This window comes from Paenibacillus sp. P36, assembly GCF_045866505.1.
Lineage (GTDB): Bacteria > Bacillota > Bacilli > Paenibacillales > NBRC-103111 > Paenibacillus_E > Paenibacillus_E chondroitinus.
This window is the reverse complement of sequence record NZ_AP038372.1, coordinates 5,371,174-5,387,581: the sequence shown is the minus strand read 5'-3', so window position 1 is coordinate 5,387,581 and position 16,408 is coordinate 5,371,174. Positions and strand designations below refer to the sequence as shown.

Genomic DNA, 16,408 nt, shown 5'->3' with positions numbered 1-16,408 from the left:
ATATGGCAAGTATGGATTTAACGCTTGAATGGAGCAGCGAGCAGGAAGTGAAAGAGATCACACCGGCTTTTATAGAGAAAATTGAGGAACTGCTGCGTTTAGCTGGTGAGCTTGAAGGCGTTACAGCCGGTGAAGTTGCCCTTACATTCGTAGATGATGAAGCGATCCAAGAGCTAAATAAACAGTATCGCGATCTGGATAAGCCTACCGATGTGCTGTCTTTTGCCATGAGCGAGTTTGGTGAAGATGAGATTCAAATTAACTATGAAGATAATGAGCAGGATAGCGGAGAAGGATCCGAAGATGATGAGACGGTGTCCGAAGCATTCATTGAACCGCTGGGGGATATTATTATTTCGGTTCCGCGTGCAATTGCTCAAGCAGAAGACTATGGACATTCCGTAGAACGCGAACTCGGCTTCTTGTTCGTACATGGTTTCTTGCATTTGATCGGCTATGATCACCAAAGTGAAGAGGAAGAAAAGATTATGTTTGGCAAGCAGGAGGACATTTTGCAGAAAGCAGGTTTAACCCGCTAATGTCCGACGGCTTCCGTAAATGGCGCAGAAGCTTCCGATATGCCTATGAAGGAATCAAATATGCCTTAGATACGCAGCGCAATATGAAGTTCCATTTTTGCGTTGCTTTTCTTGTTTTGTTGGCTGCTTTGTTTGCACGATTGCCCAAAACGGATATTCTGTTTATCTTACTGGCCGTAACCTTAATGATAGTAACAGAATTGATTAATACGGCTGTGGAAAAGACGGTGGATCTGGCGATGCCGGATCGCCATCCGTTAGCCAAGATCGCAAAGGACGTCGCCGCGGCGTCCGTCTTGGTGTCTGCTGGTTTTGCAGTCATCGTTGGGATGATTGTGTTCTATGAACCGATTGATCAGCTATTGCGTGCATCCAGGACGCAAGATACGCAGATATCCGCAGGGACAATTTGGGTACTCATCGCCTTGGTCATTCTGACCGTCATAGTCATCGAAACGCGTTTCTCGGACAAAGGGAAATTAGTCCGTCCAAGTTTATTGACGGCAATTGCTTTCTCGATCTCCACGGTTATTGTCATATTCGTCTCACAGACGATTGTTGCGTTGCTTGCGTATACGCTTGCTGCACTTATATTTATTATGCTATACGACAAAAAGACACGTCCATTTCCTGCGCTTTTTCTTGGTGCGCTTATTGGTACAGTTGTCACGATCCTAGCTTTATCTTGTCTAAACATGTTATAACGTTACTAATACAGAAAGAAGGATGATGGCCATGAATCACCAAGAACTCATTCAACACGCGAAAGAAGCGATGAAGAGAGCTTATACGCCATATTCTCATTTTAATGTAGGCGCGGCTCTTCTGGATGCGGATGGCCATGTTCATTACGGCTGTAATGTAGAGAATGCCGCATACGGGCCTACGAACTGCGCTGAGCGGACTGCGCTTTTCCGCGCAATTGCAGACGGGCACAAAGCAGGCTCCTTTCGGGCCATTGCTGTCATGGGCGACACCGAAGATCCGATTTCGCCTTGTGGCGTATGCCGACAGGTACTAGTTGAGTTATGCGGGCCGGATATGCCCGTTTATCTAGGTAATCTCAAAGGCGACTTTGCTGAAACAACCGTTTCCGCTTTATTGCCGGGCGCTTTTACAACGAAAGATTTGCATTCAAATGGAGGATAATTAGAAGTGGCTAAAAAAGAATTTAAATCAGGCTTTGTCGCAATCATCGGACGTCCGAACGTTGGGAAATCAACGTTGATGAATCAAATCATCGGACAAAAAATCGCCATCATGTCAGACAAGCCTCAAACGACAAGAAACAAGATTCATGGTGTATATACATCAGCCAATGGACAGATTGTCTTCTTGGATACTCCGGGTATTCATAAGCCGACTTCCAAATTAGGTGATTATATGAGTAAAGTGGCTCATGGCACCCTTGGAGAGGTAGATGCTGTTCTTTTCCTTGTTGATGTAGTTGACGGAATTGGCGGCGGAGACAGATATATTATTGAACAGTTAAAGCATGTTGAAACGCCGGTTATTTTGGTCTTAAACAAAATTGATCTTGTGCAACCGGAAGCATTGCTTGCCATCATCACACAGTACAAAGATCTATATAACTTTGCAGAAATTGTGCCGGTTTCGGCACTCAAAGGCAATAATGTAACGACCCTTTTAGAGCAAATTATTAAGTATTTACCGGAAGGACCACAATACTACCCAGCTGATCAGATCACTGACCATCCGGAGCAGTTCGTGTGCGCAGAGCTTGTTCGCGAGAAAATATTGCATTTGACCCGCGAAGAAATCCCGCATTCCATTGCTGTCCAAATCGAGGACATGCGTGTTGAATCCAACGGTGTCGTGCATATTTCCGCGGTTATCTTTGTGGAACGCGATTCTCAAAAAGGCATCGTTATCGGGAAACAAGGCAGCTTGCTCAAAGAAATCGGCCGGCAGGCGCGTAGAGATATCGAAACGCTGCTTGGCTCCAAAACCTTTTTAGAGCTTTGGGTAAAAGTCAAAAAAGACTGGAGAAACCAAGACAGAGTACTGAAGGATCTCGGTTTCCGCCACGATTAATTTGCAATTACCTAAGTGTTCCAGTACATTGTCCGCATAGAGAAGCTTTCTCTGCACATCCTATGAACATCACGTTCGATGGGGAGGATGCTGAACATGAAAGATTTTTCGTGGACGTATTTTTCAAAGACCGGTGATGTAGATGCCTATCTTTTGTACAAACAAGTTACCGGGCAACCCGGCATGGACACGGATGTACAGGAAGAGGATCAAAGTAATGAAGAGCCGCTTGAAGGTCTGAATTTGTAGGTGAACGATTCGTAAACCCAGAGCGGCACACATGGGGGAAATCATTTGCTGCGTAGTGTACAGGGGATCGTACTCCGTAGTATGGACTATGGAGAGGGGAACAAGATCATTAGTCTGTTCACCCCCGAGCTGGGTAAGGTTGGAGTCATGGCTCGGGGTGCGAAGAAAGTGAAAAGTAGACATGCCGCCGTTACGCAGCTTTTTACGTACGGCGATTTTGTTTTTTTTAAAACGCGCGGCCAAATGGGATCTTTGAATTCTGCGGAAATCATTGAAGCGCATCACGCTTTGAGAGAGGATTTGCACATGTCTGCACATGCCTCATATTTGGCTGAAATGACGGATCGCATGCTTGGCGATGAAGAAGGCAGCACGTATCTGTTTGAGCAGCTGAAAGCGGGTTTAATGGCGATCGAAGAGGGCAAGGATATGCAAATCGTTGTCCACCTCTATGAAATGAAAATGTTTGAGTTGGCCGGTTATTTGCCTGTCACTGACGCTTGTGTTTCTTGCGGTGAAACCTCAGACATCACGCACTTCAGCCCTTCCATGGGCGGCACACTATGCAGTAGATGTCGTTATAAAGATACGGTTGCAATTCGTGTTGGAGAAGGCGCGCTCAAGCTGCTTAAATTATTCCCGCGCATGGATATGCGCAGACTTGGCGCCGTTCAGGTCAAGGAAGAAACGAAGGCACAGCTCAAGACATGCATGAGGACTTATATGGATATACATATCGGTGTGAAATGGAAATCAAGAGACTTTATCGAACAAATGGAAAAATACAATATATAAACTTGGTCTTATTTGACATGTGTTGATCGCTTTGATATGATGTGGTGGAAAACACCTCGCCTTTGTGCTGTCCGCATATCGGTGAGTTTTTTTATGCTTATGTTCTGTTCGAATCTACTTCACATACAAATGCTAATGTAGGGCCTGGTCCCTGCTGATAAGGTTGAAAGGGGCTATAGGAAAATGGATCATCCATTACCTACTCGAGTTTATGTCGTTTCTGACTCTGTCGGGGAAACAGGGGAGTCTGTTGTACGCGCAGCTGCCATGCAATTTCATCCCGTTCCTGTGGAGATTGTTAGGGCGCCGTTTATTCATGATATCGAAGGCATCGATAAAGTCATTAATGCGATTCGCATTCATGGCGGTATCGTTGTTTTTACCTTGGTCATACCGGAACTTCGTGACGATCTGATTGCCAAAGCCAAAGAGCACGGCATCCCGCATATCGATCTTCTTGGGCCCGTGGTGAACACCTTGGGGCAGGCCCTGCGCCAAGAGCCGCGTAGACAGCCAGGTATGATTCACCCGCTCGATGAAGATTATTTTAAAAAGGTTGAAGCGGTTGAGTTTGCGGTTAAATATGATGATGGGCGAGATTTTAGCGGTATTCAAAAAGCAGATATCATCCTTCTCGGCGTGTCCCGCACGTCCAAAACGCCTTTATCCATGTATTTAGCACACAAGAGATTTAAAGTGGCTAACGTACCCTTAGTGCCTGAAATGCAGCCTCCTGCTGCTATCTATACGGTTTCAAAGGATAAAATTATCGGCCTTCGGATTGATCCGGATAAGCTGAATGTTATTCGCCAAGAGCGGCTTCGCACACTTGGACTTGCAGAAAATGCAACCTACGCGAATGTAGAACGTATTAAAATAGAACTGGCTTTTGCTGACAAAATTATGAGCAAAATCGGTTGTGTCATTTTCGATGTCTCGAATCGCGCCGTAGAAGAAACGGCAAGTCTGGTTATGGATCATATTGAACATGTCCAGTAAGGTTTTATGTTTCTACTTGCAGGATTTTTTAGAAGTTCATCGTATATAATAGTACGGTGAGATTTCGTCAAAAAAGGGCGTGGGCTGAACCGTATGGGTGCGAGAAGTATAATCGTTGATGCCGATGCTTGTCCCGTGAAGTCCGAAATAGAAGAAGCAGGCAGGCAGTTCGGTGTACAAGTTGTTCTAGTTGCTTCGTTTGATCATCGGATGAAGACGAACCCTGGTGTTAGGGTCGTACAAGTGGATCGCTCCGATCAATCCGTTGATTTGTACATCGCCAATCAAATAAAGTCTGGTGATATTTTGGTTACGCAGGATTTCGGTCTCGCAGCGCTTGGTTTAGCGAAAGGCTCGTATTGTTTGACGAATCGGGGTCAGGAATATACGGACAGCTCGATTGATTTCTTATTGGATCGCCGTCATACTTCAGCAAAAATGCGAAGAGCGGGCAAGCATTCAAAGGGGCCAAAACCCTTTACGGATGAGGATCGTAAATATTTTCTACATGGTTTGACAAAACTTTTAAAAAAATTGCAGGAAATCGAAAAAGAGTAGCGAATAGTACTTAGTCGGAAAAGCGACCTGAATTGTGGGTGGAAATAACATGAGGTACGGACGCATACCTGAAGAGGTCATTGAGGCTGTACTGAAGCGCCATGACATCGTTGATGTGATTGGCAGGCACGTACATTTGAGCAAACAAGGGCATTATATGAAAGGGCTATGTCCTTTCCATTCAGAAAAGAGCCCTTCCTTCACGGTCACGCCGGAAAAACAAATTTATCGTTGTTTCGGGTGCAATGTTGGTGGGAATTTAATTCGTTTCGTTATGGAAATAGAAGGCCTTAGTTTCTCAGAAGCCGTTACGAAGCTGGCGGAAGAAGCGGATATCCCAATTACGTGGGAGGAAGCGTCCGAGGAGCAGACCGAGCAGCAGCAAGAGAAAGCAATTTTGCTGAAAGCCTGTGACTTTGCTGCTAAACTTTATCATTATATTTTAGGCAACACAGAGCAAGGCAAAGTGGCAAAAGGGTACTTGGCTTCAAGGGGTATTTCGGATAAGCTGATCGATACGTTTCAAATCGGTTATGCCCCTGCAATGTGGGATACGTTAGTCCAGCAACTAGTGAAGCGTGAATTTGATCTCTCCCTAATGGAGAAGGGCGGATTAATTTCGGCCAAACACGAAGGAACCGGCTACGTGGATAAATTCAGGGAGCGCATTATGTTCCCCATTTGCGATGCTGCCGGTAAGGTCATTGCATTTGGCGGAAGGTCAATGGGCGATGCTCAGCCCAAGTATCTAAATAGTCCTGAGTCTGCTCTTTTTAATAAAAGCAGGACCATGTATAATCTTCATTTGGCTAGACCCAATATGCGAAAACTGCAACAAGCGGTCCTTTTTGAAGGCTATGTAGATGTTATTAAAGCTTGGGAAGCAGGTATTAGCAACGGTGTCGCCACGATGGGAACTGCACTGACGAAAGAACACGCGGCGCTGCTGAACCGTAACGCCGATCAAATCGTCGTATGTTACGACGGGGATAACGCAGGACAATCAGCTGCTTTCAAAAGCATTCCGCTCCTGGAAGAGACGGGAAGCCGAGTTACCGTAGCGATGCTGCCAGATGGCAAGGACCCCGATGATTATGTAAAACAATATGGTTTTGACCGATTCGTACGGGAGATTATTGAACCTGCCGTACCGTCGATGAAATATAAGCTTTTGTACATCCGCAAAAATTTTAAGTTGCATGAGGACGGTGACCGACTTCGTTATCTGCAATCCGCTGTGAAGTTAATTAGTGAACTACATTCTCCGATGGAAAGAGAACATTATCTAAAGCAGTTGGCTTCTGAGTTCCCGGATTCTTCGTATGAGGCGATGAAGTTAGACCTTCACGAAATCTTGCTGCAATCGGAAAAAAACCGACCGGATGGGGATAATAAACCAATTCTGTGGAATAATGTTATGAATAATGGGAGAACAGCGGAACGAACACGCAAGAAAACGCCTTCGCTTTTGCCAGCTTATCACAATGCTGAACGATTGATTTTGGCTGTTATGATGCATGATCGTGATGTTTGCGCGCATGTGGAAGAACAGTTGGGAGATCAATTCAACGTTGAAGCTCACGCAGTCTTAGCTGCTTATTTATATGCTTACTACGCTCAGAATGCTGAGCCGGATGCAAGCCGATACATTGCCATGCTGCAAGACGAACAGCTGGAGAGCTTGGCCAGTTCCATCGTTATGATGGGAGCGGGTCATGGAATGAACGAACAAGTGATTGACGACTATATTCGCCAAATTCGTAAAGTTCCAATGCAAGAAGAAATTGAACGTAAGAAAGAAGAACGTGTTCGCGCTGAGCGCGAGGGCGACCATCTTCGAGCAGCACAAATTGCAATTGAAATTATCGCCCTAGAAAAACGATTGAAGTCAACGTAGAACTACTGTATTGACTAGGGAGGAGGGAGTCCGTACTATGGCGAATGATCAGCGTACAGAACTAGAGACAGAGTTGACCTTGGACCAGGTGAAAGACCAGCTTATCGAGCAAGGGAAAAAGCGGTCCTCACTAACTTACAAGGATATTATGGAAAAATTAGCTCCCTTCGATCAGGATCCTGAGCAAATCGATGAGTTTTTTGAGCAGCTATCGGAGCAAGGTATCGATGTTGGGAATGAATCGGATGACGATTCCATGAATCCTGAAGAAAACGATCGCGATGAATTTAACTTCGATGATGATCTGGCTTTGCCGCCAGGGATTAAGATTAATGATCCAGTTCGGATGTATTTGAAAGAAATTGGTCGTGTACCGCTTCTTTCTGCGGAAGATGAAGTGGGTTTAGCCAAACGGATTGAGAACGGGGACGAAGAGGCGAAGCGACGCCTGGCAGAAGCGAACCTAAGACTCGTTGTAAGTATCGCCAAAAGATATGTAGGCCGCGGCATGTTGTTCTTGGACTTGATCCAAGAAGGGAATATGGGGCTTATTAAAGCGGTTGAAAAGTTTGACCACACGAAAGGTTACAAGTTCTCTACGTATGCAACTTGGTGGATTCGTCAAGCCATCACCCGCGCAATTGCAGACCAAGCGAGAACGATTCGTATTCCTGTACATATGGTCGAAACCATCAACAAATTAATTCGTGTTTCCCGTCAATTGCTGCAAGAGCTGGGGCGCGAACCTACTCCTGAAGAAATTGCAAAAGAGATGGACCTAAGTACGGATAAAGTACGTGAAATCATGAAAATTGCTCAAGAGCCTGTATCATTGGAAACACCAATTGGTGAAGAAGATGACTCGCATTTGGGAGATTTCATTGAAGACCAAGAAGCGCTGGCGCCGGCAGATGCTGCTGCTTATGAACTTCTGAAAGAACAACTAGAGGACGTATTGGATACGTTGACTGAGAGAGAAGAGAATGTGCTTCGCTTACGTTTCGGTCTGGATGATGGTCGTACACGCACATTAGAAGAAGTAGGTAAAGTATTCGGTGTTACACGTGAACGGATTCGTCAAATTGAAGCAAAAGCTTTGCGTAAATTGAGACATCCTAGCCGTAGCAAACGCTTGAAGGATTTCTTGGAATAAATCGCTGTGAGAGGGCCCTGCCAGTTTCGGCGGGGTCTTTTTTTATTACAAAAGTACTACTAAAACCTAAGCATGAAATCACCGATAAAGTAGTAGGAAGGTGAGCGATGATATGGATACAGAGAAAAGAAAAGTAATAGTTAAAGAAATCGATCACTGGCGGAGAAGCAAACTGCTTCCTGAACACTATTGTGATTTTCTGTTGAATTTGTACATGGATGAAACAACTCCGAAACCTGCATCCATCATGGGGGTTTCAGCATCTTCAATTGCAAACAGTTCTTGGAAAATATGGTTAGGCATAATGGCGGTCATAGCCGCTCTGGCCTTATCTGCTCTTAATTTTAACTCTTTTGGAATGCCAATGCAAATTGGAATTTCCGCACTTTTTGTCATCGTTTGCTATGCGTTTGCGTATCGTCAATTTCCTAAATCCCCCGTGATTTCTTATCTGCTTTGCGGTGTTTCTTCAATAGCTTTGCTGTTGCTGGGGCTATATTTAATGGATATGTATCAAGTGAATTCTCCTTATACGTATATTGGTTATTTAGCGTTTTGCAGTGTAGTGTGGTTAATCAACGGCGTAATAGGAAAAATGGGGATTTTCCAATTTTGCGGTTGGTTAGGGTTGGTTGGAACTTATGGCTGGTTGCTTTTGCAAAAGCTGAGCAATCCAGGTTGGTTCTCTCTTGAAATTAGTTGGATTCCGGTTAGTATTGTACTTATATGGATTGCTTGGCTTGCGCATCATACCAATAAGCAAGCAGCGAGTGTGCTTTTAGTTATCGGCGTGTTGGTTTGGTTTATCCCTGAAGCGATGACATTTCTTACAGATGTTGATATGAGTTCCCGCGTCATTCAATTATCGTTTACAGGGAAGTTGGTTTCGGCGGGCGCGGCGTTTTTCTTGCTGCGTAAAAAATGGGTAGAGTGGGTCGTTTAAGAGATGGTAAAATTATCGAAGAGATTGCAAATGATCGCAGATCGTGTACCAGCAGGTTCTAAAGTGGCGGACATTGGTTCCGACCATGCTTTGCTGCCGACCTATTTAGCGCAACAAGGCGTGATTGTGTTTGCCGTTGCAGGTGAGGTGAATCCTGGTCCTTTCGAGGCGGCAACACGTCAAGTGCTTGAGAGCGGTTTGTCTAAAAAAATAAGCGTTAGATCCGGTGACGGTCTGGCGGTCATTGAACCAGGTGAAGTGAATGTCATCACGATTGCCGGTATGGGCGGCAGTTTAATGGCGAGTATTTTAGAAGCAGGCAAGCAAAAGCTCGAAGGTGTTACGCATCTGATTTTACAGCCGAATGTCGGCGAAGATCAGGTCCGCAAGTGGCTGCTTGCAGAGGGGTGGAACCTGGACGCGGAAGCGATCCTTGAAGAAGACGGGAAGATCTATGAGATTTTGACGGCAACAGCAGGAAGTGCTCAGGACAAGAACTCGCAGGAAGCTCTTTATGCCGAACGTACATTGTCTGGCGGAATCGTTGTGAGCAAGGAGCGGCTGCTCCAAATGGGACCTTACTTATTAGAAGAAGCTCCTGAGGTATGGTTCATCAAGTGGGATAGCGAATTGAAGAAATTGGCGATGATTGAAGGCCAGTTGAAACTTTCAACTGCGGAAGCATCAGCCGTGAAAGCAGAGCAAATCGCGCAAGAGATCAAGGAAATAAAGGAGGTACTCGCTTGTTTGCAAAAGGTCAAACCGTAATTCAGCTGTTTGAACAGCTGGCGCCTAAGCATTATGCGATGCCTGATGATAAAATTGGCTTGCAGCTGGGCTCTTTGCAGAAGGAGATTCACAAGGTGCTAGTTGCTCTGGATGTCAATGATGAAGTGGTGGACGAAGCGATTCGACTAGGCGCTAATCTTATTATTGCTCATCATGCGATTATTTTCAGGCCGCTTGCCCATCTTCAAACGGATACGCCGGCAGGCAGACTCTATGAAAAATTAATCAAAAACGACATCGCCGTCTATATCGCACATACGAATTTGGATGTAGCCGAAGGCGGCGTCAATGACATGATGGCGGATAAACTCGGCCTCAAAGAGCTCACGCATCTGGAGGATGTGCATACAGAGAAGCTGCAAAAGCTGGTCGTCTTCGTGCCGGAGACGCACCACCAGGCTGTGCTGGATGCCCTCTTCACCGCGGGAGCGGGGTGGATCGGGCAGTACAGCCACTGCAGCTTCAACATCCCCGGAACGGGGACGTTCCTTCCACAGGAAGGGACTCACCCGTATATCGGGGAAGCAGGAAAGCTTGAACGCGTACAGGAAGTACGCGTTGAGACGATCGTAACCGCCAGCGTCCAGCGCAAGGCTGTACAGGCGATGTTGAAGGCCCACCCCTATGAGGAGGTGGCCTATGACCTCTACCCGATGGACCTCAAGGGTAGAGTGTTCGGTCTCGGGCGCGTGGGCAAGCTGCCCGCGCCGATGACGCTTCGCGAGCTGACGGAGCTCGCGAAAACGGCGTTCGACGTGCCGATGGTGCGCGTCGTAGGCGATCTATCACGGCCCATCCGCAAGGTGGCCGTGCTGGGTGGTTCCGGCGGCCGCTATATGCGGCACGCCATGTTTGCCGGCGCCGATGTGCTGGTCACCGGCGACATTGACTACCATACCGCGCACGATGCGCTCGCGGCAGGGCTGACTTTGATCGACGTGGGGCATAACGTCGAGAAGATCATGAAACGCGGCGTAGCGGACTATCTCGCCGCGCAATTAACCAAAACGGATACGCAAGTGCTGGCCTCCGAGGTGAACACGGAACCTTTCCAGTTCCTGTAGGATACTCCTGAAGGATGTCGATGGCAGCCGAGGAAACGAACAATAGTTGTATTTCGGAGACATTCCTAGTATACTAGCAAATGCGTCGGAAAGTTTGACAGACAATCGCTGGCTGTGGGTAAGCCACAGCGAGAGGAAAGTCCGGGCTCCATAAGGCAGGGTGCTGGATAACGTCCAGTCAGCGCGAGTTGAAGGATAGGGCCACAGAAATGGACCGCCGATGGCTCATCTTCGGATGAGATCAGGCAAGGGTGGAACCGTGGTGTAAGAGACCACGAGGTTCTATGGTGACATAGATCCTGGTAAACCCCACTTGGAGCAAGACCTAGAGGAACGCTAGCTGTCTTCGAGACAGCAGTCTTCGCCTGAGACGCGTTCGGGTTGGTCGCTTGAGCTGTGCAGCAATGTATGGCCTAGATAGATGATTGTCGCTTCAATGGTGGCAGGGGACAGACGCCCGTTATGACCACCGGAAGTACAGAACCCGGCTTACGGCAAACTTTCCATACTGTCGGTTACCCGCAAGGCTTCGGCTTTGCGGGTATTTCATTTTTTGCAAGCAAAAAGGCCACCCTAGGTATCGAATAAATCGAAACCATAGGGCAGCCTTTTTTTATTTGTACAAGGTAACTCCTGCATATTTCTTGGACACAAGGTTCATCTGCCGAAACCAGCGGGAAGGCCAGTCGAAGCCGATATTCGGTTGTTCTTCCGCTTTTTGCACGGCTTTGACAACGTCGATCAGACCATACCCGAAGTATTTATCATGACCTGGGGTGCCAATATCTTGCGCAGTGTCTCTCATGATTTGATAAACTTCCGTGTTTTTCAAATTAGGATTTGTAGAACGGATTAATGCTGCTAATGCCGTCACATGGGGGCTCGCCATGGAAGTGCCTGACAATGCGGCATATTGATTATTTGGGTACGTGCTGGCAATACTTACGCCTGGCGCCGTTACATCGATATAATCACCGTAATTGGAAAAAGGTGCTTTGTTGTTCTCTGAATCGCTGGCTGCGACAGCGAACACCTCCGGATAAGCGGCCGGGTAACCTGGCCGTTCCGTATTATCATTTCCGCTAGCCGCGATCAAGGCCACGTCTTTGTCGTACGCATATTTAATAGCATCATGCAGAAATCCGGAATCCGCGTAGTTACCTAGGCTTAAATTCATTACTTTGGCGCCATGATCAGCAGCCCAGATAATGCCTTGAGCCACGGAATAGGTGCTGCCTGCCCCGGTTTGATCCAAGACTTTAACCGGCAGTACTTTGTTATACCAGCTGATTCCAGCTACGCCTAAATTATTGTTAACGAGTGCCGCGATAACTCCTGTTACGTGAGTTCCGTGTCCAACATCATCCTGTGGTTGATCATCCCCGCTAATTACGTTATAGCCAGGCAGGAGCTTATCTTTTAAATCTGGATGCTGCAAGTCAACGCCCGTGTCTACAACGGCCACAATCACATCTTTGGTGCCTCGGTTCAACTGCCAACCTTGTTCGGTTTCAATCAGCGGCAAATTCCATTGATACCGGCTGTACAAATTGTCATTAGGCTTGAAGTTCGGGGCAATGCTCGTTGTTTCACCAGGGCTTGTTGTGCTGTCAGTGCTATCGGTATAGTCGCTTGAATCCTTTTCATCGGAAGCTTCTTGATCATCATAATAATCATTGGTCAAATATAAGAAATGAGGCTCCACATAAGCAACATCCCATTTTTTAAAATAGGCCATTAAAGCTTTAGCTTCCATGCCTTCCGTGCGGAAAACATAGGTGTAGCCCAATTTTTGCATCGAATTGGCTTTGATTTCTGACTTTATTTGAGACAATTGAGCCTCGGTAGGGTCTTTCTTGAACTTAACGACAACTTCGTTCTGATGATAGTGGCTTGTGCCTTGATTATCCTCTGGGTGATCCACCACTTTGTCTTTTAAAGTGTCGGTATCTACCGACTCGACTTTCCAACGATTTTCGTTTGGATAAGGCTCTAGACGTAAATTTTTCATCTGATGGTCAGTTACATGGTGAAGAATGTCCTGATGAATAACGCCTATGAGGGAAGAGTTACCATCAGTAGATGGCGTCCCCTGGACAAAAAACACCTGCTGCGCGGCTCCGAATTTCGGTGACTGATAATGCTTGCCTGATTCTGTAGCTGCTTTGGCTTCCGCTAAATACTTGCTTGCTTGATCCTTATAGGAGGCAGGAATTTCTCCAACTTTTATTCCTTGATCCAAAGCTTGTTTGTTTTTTGACCAAATCAGAACATCCATTTTTTCATGCTGTGTCTTCATATCCCCAAGCACTTTGGCTGCGGACTCACCTGATTCAATCTGGGAGATCATCTTGGAGTAATCAATGGAGCACTGGGAGCGGCATAAATCATCAGTTAACTTTACATCTTGCTGCAGTAAGGAAAGCTTCTGTTCCGTCTCATACTTCGCGCTGTAAACCTCAGGACCGGGTGTATTCTCGTTATTCGAGTGGTGGGGAAATAGAACGAAACCTAATCCAAGAACTAGACTAATAGAAGATAGATAACGCCACATCGATAGTCCTCCTTCTTAACTCGTTTCTCCGCTTCTGTCAGCAAATGCAGTGTCTTTAATTAGAGTGAGGTTCGAGGGATTCTTTTATGCATGGAATCGGGAGTTTTACATATACCTTTTCAGGTTAATTTATGGTAGGATAGGAATAGCGCAATTAGAGGAGGTCTTCATAAATGGCTGTTTTTAATGTCAAAAATATTTGTGATTCAACACGTACGAAGTTAAAAGAAACAACCGCTAAAATGGAGCTGTTTCTGAATCAACATTCGCTTTCACAACTCAATGTAGAGAATGATCCCGCTATGGATGAATTTTATCGTGGTTATCTCCAAGATACACGTCATCTATTAGTTTTCTGTGAAGTGGCCTATGAGAAATTGGGCGTAAGTTTGAGACGACCAACTTTTAATGTTGATTTTTCGGAAAAAGTATTGTATGAGGTATATCATACTTGCGTGAATACATTTTTCTATCCTAAGAATGAGTGCTATTCCGAGGATGGCCGTTACGCTTATACCGGACAAGATGCTATTCGTTTCCGCAAAAAGCCTTCCCGTGATGTGAGAGATTTAACCATTGAATTGTCCAAAGTATTCGAAGAGCTTCGCGAAGATCTGGCTTATTATGAGACAGATTACATCACGCAGCGCCGTATGCAAGGTGAAAAAGTATAATTGTGATGCAAAATTACAAAAGATATAAGGGATGCGGCTAGCAGCGCATCTCTTTTCTTTTAAAAGGGGACATGGTGCATGCAACGTGAACAGTTAATCAACCATTCGATCTCGATTATTAAAGGCAATCAGCATCCTCGCGGAGGGTACATCGCATCTCCACTTTTCCCGCCTTATGCATATAGTTGGCTGCGAGACGGTACATTTATAGCTCATGCAATGGATCGTACGGGGGAGACAGACAGCTCAGCGCTTTTCCATCGATGGGTTGCCGGAGTGCTGAAGAACAAACGTTCGCATGTCGATGCGCTTATACATAAACATAATAACAAAGTGTGGATCGATCGTTCCGAGTTTTTGGGGACGCGTTATCATCTGGATGGCCGAGACGATGTTTCTGAATGGGGCCACTTTCAATTGGATGGTTACGGGGCTTGGCTGTGGGGACTTACGGAGCATGTGAAAACAACCGGGAACAAAGAAATGCTGAATGAACTCCGGGAAAGTATTGAGATTACGGTTGATTATTTGATGACGTTCTGGCATTATCCGAACTTTGATTGTTGGGAAGAGTTTCCAGATTATGTGCATCCTGCAACGCTAGCCTGTGTGTATGGCGGTTTGAAGGCATTGGGAGAATTAGAGCAGCGTCCTCAGCTGTTGGAGAAGGCGTCTATGATTAAGAACTTCATCCTTAGCAATTGCGTCTACGAGGGCCGTTTCGTGAAGTCTGTTCACTGTCTGGATGAAATATGGAAGCCGGCCTTGATAGGCGTAGATGCAAGTCTGCTGTGGCTTGCCGTTCCTTTTGGCGTATGCGAAGCGGACGACCCTATTATGCGGAAAACGGTGCAAATGATTGAAAGTGAACTGAAACACGAGGGTATTCAGCGCTACGTAGAAGACCGTTACTATGGCGGCGGTGAATGGCTTCTGCTAACGGCTTGGTATGGATGGTATCAGAAAGAGCTTGGGAACCGTGAAGAGGCGCAGCGCTGTCTGGAATGGATCATAAGCAAAGCCGATCACCTCGGGCGTCTTCCCGAACAAGTTCCCGATGAGCTTAGAGAGCCTTCCGCGTATTCAGAGTGGTTGGGCAAATGGGGGGAACCTGCACTGCCGCTGCTATGGTCTCACGCGATGTTCTTGGTGCTATCTGACAGTCTGGCCTGAGCATAGCTCGCCCTGATAGCGGGCAAATTGTTAGTGGGGTGATGACTATGCCAGATGTTAAATGTTCAGTTGCCAACTGCGAATATTGGACGCAAGGTAACAACTGCAACGCAGGAACTATCATGATTGAAGTAGATCAGCATGCCAACGCCAGTTACAATGAAGAATTTGCAGGGGAATCATTCGATACCGATCATCAAGATGCAGCGAGCAAAGCCGCGAACACTTGCTGCCACACCTTTCAAGCAAAGAAGAAGCAGTAATCATGCGCCAGCATGGAGGCAATTTGGATAAAACCACCAAGGAGCGGTTCCAGAGGGAGCAGCTTCGGACTGAAAGTGGTTTGAACAACAAAGAAGAATATGCAGCCGAGATAACAGCGCCCTCGCGGAGAATCCATTATGCCGAGCCCTATCAAGCGAAACATGCAGAGGTTGAGAAGTCGGAAGTTTCCGATGAGGAAATCGATGATTTAGTTGAAGCTGTTACGCGAAATAAAGCGGTAGGATACATCGCTTTGTTCGTCGCATTGGCTTCCCTTTTTGTGTGGCCTGTACTGCTTGGCGTATCGGGCATTATTTTAGGGGTTATCGCATTCCTGATGGGCAATAAGGGAATCGGTACCTGGTCAGTCGTGCTTGGATTTATAGCTGTTGCTGCCTATTTTTTACTGTTTCCTTTTTACTCTTAGTGTTGGATAAACATGGTGGAAAAGCAAGCCGAGACATCGGCTTGTTTTTCTTTTTCAGAAGGAAAATCGGGTATATTCGTGTTTTAGGGGGATAATTAGCGGGTAAAGACTCATTATGGCATCATTTTAAACCCTATACTCCCGTTTGCTCGTACTATTTGGCTTCAAGAGTCATATTCGCACCTTTGAATGATTACAGTATTATTATATAATGAAAAGTGATAATTCAACTTTAAATTAAAATTAAGGGAGGTGTACCTACTCTCCTTGGTGCG

Annotated in this window: 17 protein-coding genes, 1 other RNA gene and 1 pseudogene; 18 read left to right on the top strand and 1 reads right to left on the bottom strand. The window is 46.1% G+C overall.

Going from position 1 to position 16,408, the window contains the following annotated elements:
- Window positions 1-11 precede the first annotated feature (11 nt).
- From ybeY to rnpB, 14 genes and pseudogenes are all read left to right on the top strand, one after another.
- On the top strand, window positions 12-539 hold the full coding sequence (gene ybeY, locus ACKTT9_RS24370) for an rRNA maturation RNase YbeY (RefSeq protein ID WP_127452390.1): 528 nt from the start codon (window positions 12-14) through the stop codon (window positions 537-539).
- Entirely contained in the window at window positions 539-1,243 is a 705-nt protein-coding gene (locus ACKTT9_RS24365; protein ID WP_407867932.1) for a diacylglycerol kinase family protein, read from the top strand. The genes ybeY and ACKTT9_RS24365 overlap by 1 nt, the downstream gene beginning before the upstream one ends.
- A gap of 16 nt (window positions 1,244-1,259) precedes the next feature.
- Window positions 1,260-1,688 (top strand): annotated as a pseudogene (locus ACKTT9_RS24360) (cytidine deaminase); the annotation flags it as partial.
- 6 nt (window positions 1,689-1,694) lie between these two features.
- Window positions 1,695-2,594, top strand: coding sequence for a GTPase Era (gene era / locus ACKTT9_RS24355; protein ID WP_315951450.1), 900 nt, complete (start codon window positions 1,695-1,697; stop codon window positions 2,592-2,594).
- A 96-nt stretch (window positions 2,595-2,690) separates the two neighbouring features.
- Entirely contained in the window at window positions 2,691-2,843 is a 153-nt protein-coding gene (locus tag ACKTT9_RS24350) for a YqzL family protein (protein ID WP_127451872.1), read from the top strand.
- A gap of 45 nt (window positions 2,844-2,888) precedes the next feature.
- A complete protein-coding gene (gene recO, locus ACKTT9_RS24345) occupies window positions 2,889-3,638 on the top strand; it encodes a DNA repair protein RecO (protein ID WP_407867931.1) in 750 nt (249 codons plus the stop codon).
- A gap of 183 nt (window positions 3,639-3,821) precedes the next feature.
- A complete protein-coding gene (locus ACKTT9_RS24340) occupies window positions 3,822-4,637 on the top strand; it encodes a pyruvate, water dikinase regulatory protein (RefSeq protein WP_127451875.1) in 816 nt (271 codons plus the stop codon).
- A gap of 93 nt (window positions 4,638-4,730) precedes the next feature.
- The gene (locus ACKTT9_RS24335) at window positions 4,731-5,195 is read left to right on the top strand and encodes a YaiI/YqxD family protein (protein ID WP_127451877.1); all 465 of its coding nucleotides are present in this window, start codon (window positions 4,731-4,733) and stop codon (window positions 5,193-5,195) included.
- Between the two features lie 49 nt (window positions 5,196-5,244).
- Window positions 5,245-7,092 carry a DNA primase gene (gene dnaG / locus ACKTT9_RS24330; RefSeq protein ID WP_407867930.1) on the top strand — a complete coding sequence of 616 codons (1,848 nt, stop codon included), beginning with the start codon at window positions 5,245-5,247 and terminating at the stop codon, window positions 7,090-7,092.
- A 37-nt stretch (window positions 7,093-7,129) separates the two neighbouring features.
- Complete coding sequence (rpoD, locus tag ACKTT9_RS24325; protein WP_127451881.1) at window positions 7,130-8,245, top strand: RNA polymerase sigma factor RpoD; 1,116 nt, start codon at window positions 7,130-7,132, stop codon at window positions 8,243-8,245.
- A 112-nt stretch (window positions 8,246-8,357) separates the two neighbouring features.
- Window positions 8,358-9,188, top strand: coding sequence for a hypothetical protein (locus ACKTT9_RS24320; RefSeq protein WP_127451883.1), 831 nt, complete (start codon window positions 8,358-8,360; stop codon window positions 9,186-9,188).
- Between the two features lie 3 nt (window positions 9,189-9,191).
- Complete coding sequence (locus ACKTT9_RS24315) at window positions 9,192-9,956, top strand: tRNA (adenine(22)-N(1))-methyltransferase (protein WP_407867929.1); 765 nt, start codon at window positions 9,192-9,194, stop codon at window positions 9,954-9,956.
- Window positions 9,932-11,041 carry a Nif3-like dinuclear metal center hexameric protein gene (locus tag ACKTT9_RS24310; RefSeq protein ID WP_407867928.1) on the top strand — a complete coding sequence of 370 codons (1,110 nt, stop codon included), beginning with the start codon at window positions 9,932-9,934 and terminating at the stop codon, window positions 11,039-11,041. Before ACKTT9_RS24315 ends, ACKTT9_RS24310 begins: the two co-directional genes overlap by 25 nt.
- 89 nt (window positions 11,042-11,130) lie before the next feature.
- Window positions 11,131-11,548: RNase P RNA component class A (rnpB, locus tag ACKTT9_RS24305), an RNA gene on the top strand.
- Between the two features lie 106 nt (window positions 11,549-11,654).
- Here the strand turns inward: rnpB and ACKTT9_RS24300 are convergent.
- Window positions 11,655-13,595 carry a S8 family peptidase gene (locus ACKTT9_RS24300; RefSeq protein WP_407867927.1) on the bottom strand — a complete coding sequence of 647 codons (1,941 nt, stop codon included), beginning with the start codon at window positions 13,593-13,595 and terminating at the stop codon, window positions 11,655-11,657.
- 173 nt (window positions 13,596-13,768) lie between these two features.
- On the opposite strand from ACKTT9_RS24300, the gene ACKTT9_RS24295 reads away from it, so the two are divergent.
- The 4 genes from ACKTT9_RS24295 (at window position 13,769) to ACKTT9_RS24280 (ending at window position 16,133) form a co-directional block, all read left to right on the top strand.
- Window positions 13,769-14,269 carry a YpuI family protein gene (locus ACKTT9_RS24295; protein ID WP_127451891.1) on the top strand — a complete coding sequence of 167 codons (501 nt, stop codon included), beginning with the start codon at window positions 13,769-13,771 and terminating at the stop codon, window positions 14,267-14,269.
- Window positions 14,270-14,347: 78 nt separating this feature from the next.
- The gene (locus tag ACKTT9_RS24290) at window positions 14,348-15,442 is read left to right on the top strand and encodes a glycoside hydrolase family 15 protein (RefSeq protein ID WP_407867926.1); all 1,095 of its coding nucleotides are present in this window, start codon (window positions 14,348-14,350) and stop codon (window positions 15,440-15,442) included.
- 47 nt (window positions 15,443-15,489) lie between these two features.
- The gene (locus ACKTT9_RS24285) at window positions 15,490-15,705 is read left to right on the top strand and encodes a DUF1540 domain-containing protein (RefSeq protein WP_274469359.1); all 216 of its coding nucleotides are present in this window, start codon (window positions 15,490-15,492) and stop codon (window positions 15,703-15,705) included.
- Window positions 15,706-15,707: 2 nt separating this feature from the next.
- Window positions 15,708-16,133, top strand: a complete 426-nt coding sequence (locus ACKTT9_RS24280) for a hypothetical protein (protein WP_407867925.1) — start codon at window positions 15,708-15,710, stop codon at window positions 16,131-16,133.
- Window positions 16,134-16,408: the final 275 nt, after the last annotated feature.

Coding starts and splice junctions, on each gene's coding strand:
- ybeY (WP_127452390.1), top strand. CDS start 12: ATGGATTTAACGCTTGAATGGAGCAGCGAGCAGGAAGTGAAAGAGATC.
- ACKTT9_RS24365 (WP_407867932.1), top strand. CDS start 539: ATGTCCGACGGCTTCCGTAAATGGCGCAGAAGCTTCCGATATGCCTAT.
- ACKTT9_RS24350 (WP_127451872.1), top strand. CDS start 2,691: ATGAAAGATTTTTCGTGGACGTATTTTTCAAAGACCGGTGATGTAGAT.
- ACKTT9_RS24340 (WP_127451875.1), top strand. CDS start 3,822: ATGGATCATCCATTACCTACTCGAGTTTATGTCGTTTCTGACTCTGTC.
- ACKTT9_RS24335 (WP_127451877.1), top strand. CDS start 4,731: ATGGGTGCGAGAAGTATAATCGTTGATGCCGATGCTTGTCCCGTGAAG.
- dnaG (WP_407867930.1), top strand. CDS start 5,245: ATGAGGTACGGACGCATACCTGAAGAGGTCATTGAGGCTGTACTGAAG.
- rpoD (WP_127451881.1), top strand. CDS start 7,130: ATGGCGAATGATCAGCGTACAGAACTAGAGACAGAGTTGACCTTGGAC.
- ACKTT9_RS24320 (WP_127451883.1), top strand. CDS start 8,358: ATGGATACAGAGAAAAGAAAAGTAATAGTTAAAGAAATCGATCACTGG.
- ACKTT9_RS24315 (WP_407867929.1), top strand. CDS start 9,192: ATGGTAAAATTATCGAAGAGATTGCAAATGATCGCAGATCGTGTACCA.
- ACKTT9_RS24300 (WP_407867927.1), bottom strand. CDS start 13,595: ATGTGGCGTTATCTATCTTCTATTAGTCTAGTTCTTGGATTAGGTTTC.
- ACKTT9_RS24295 (WP_127451891.1), top strand. CDS start 13,769: ATGGCTGTTTTTAATGTCAAAAATATTTGTGATTCAACACGTACGAAG.
- ACKTT9_RS24290 (WP_407867926.1), top strand. CDS start 14,348: ATGCAACGTGAACAGTTAATCAACCATTCGATCTCGATTATTAAAGGC.
- ACKTT9_RS24285 (WP_274469359.1), top strand. CDS start 15,490: ATGCCAGATGTTAAATGTTCAGTTGCCAACTGCGAATATTGGACGCAA.
- ACKTT9_RS24280 (WP_407867925.1), top strand. CDS start 15,708: ATGCGCCAGCATGGAGGCAATTTGGATAAAACCACCAAGGAGCGGTTC.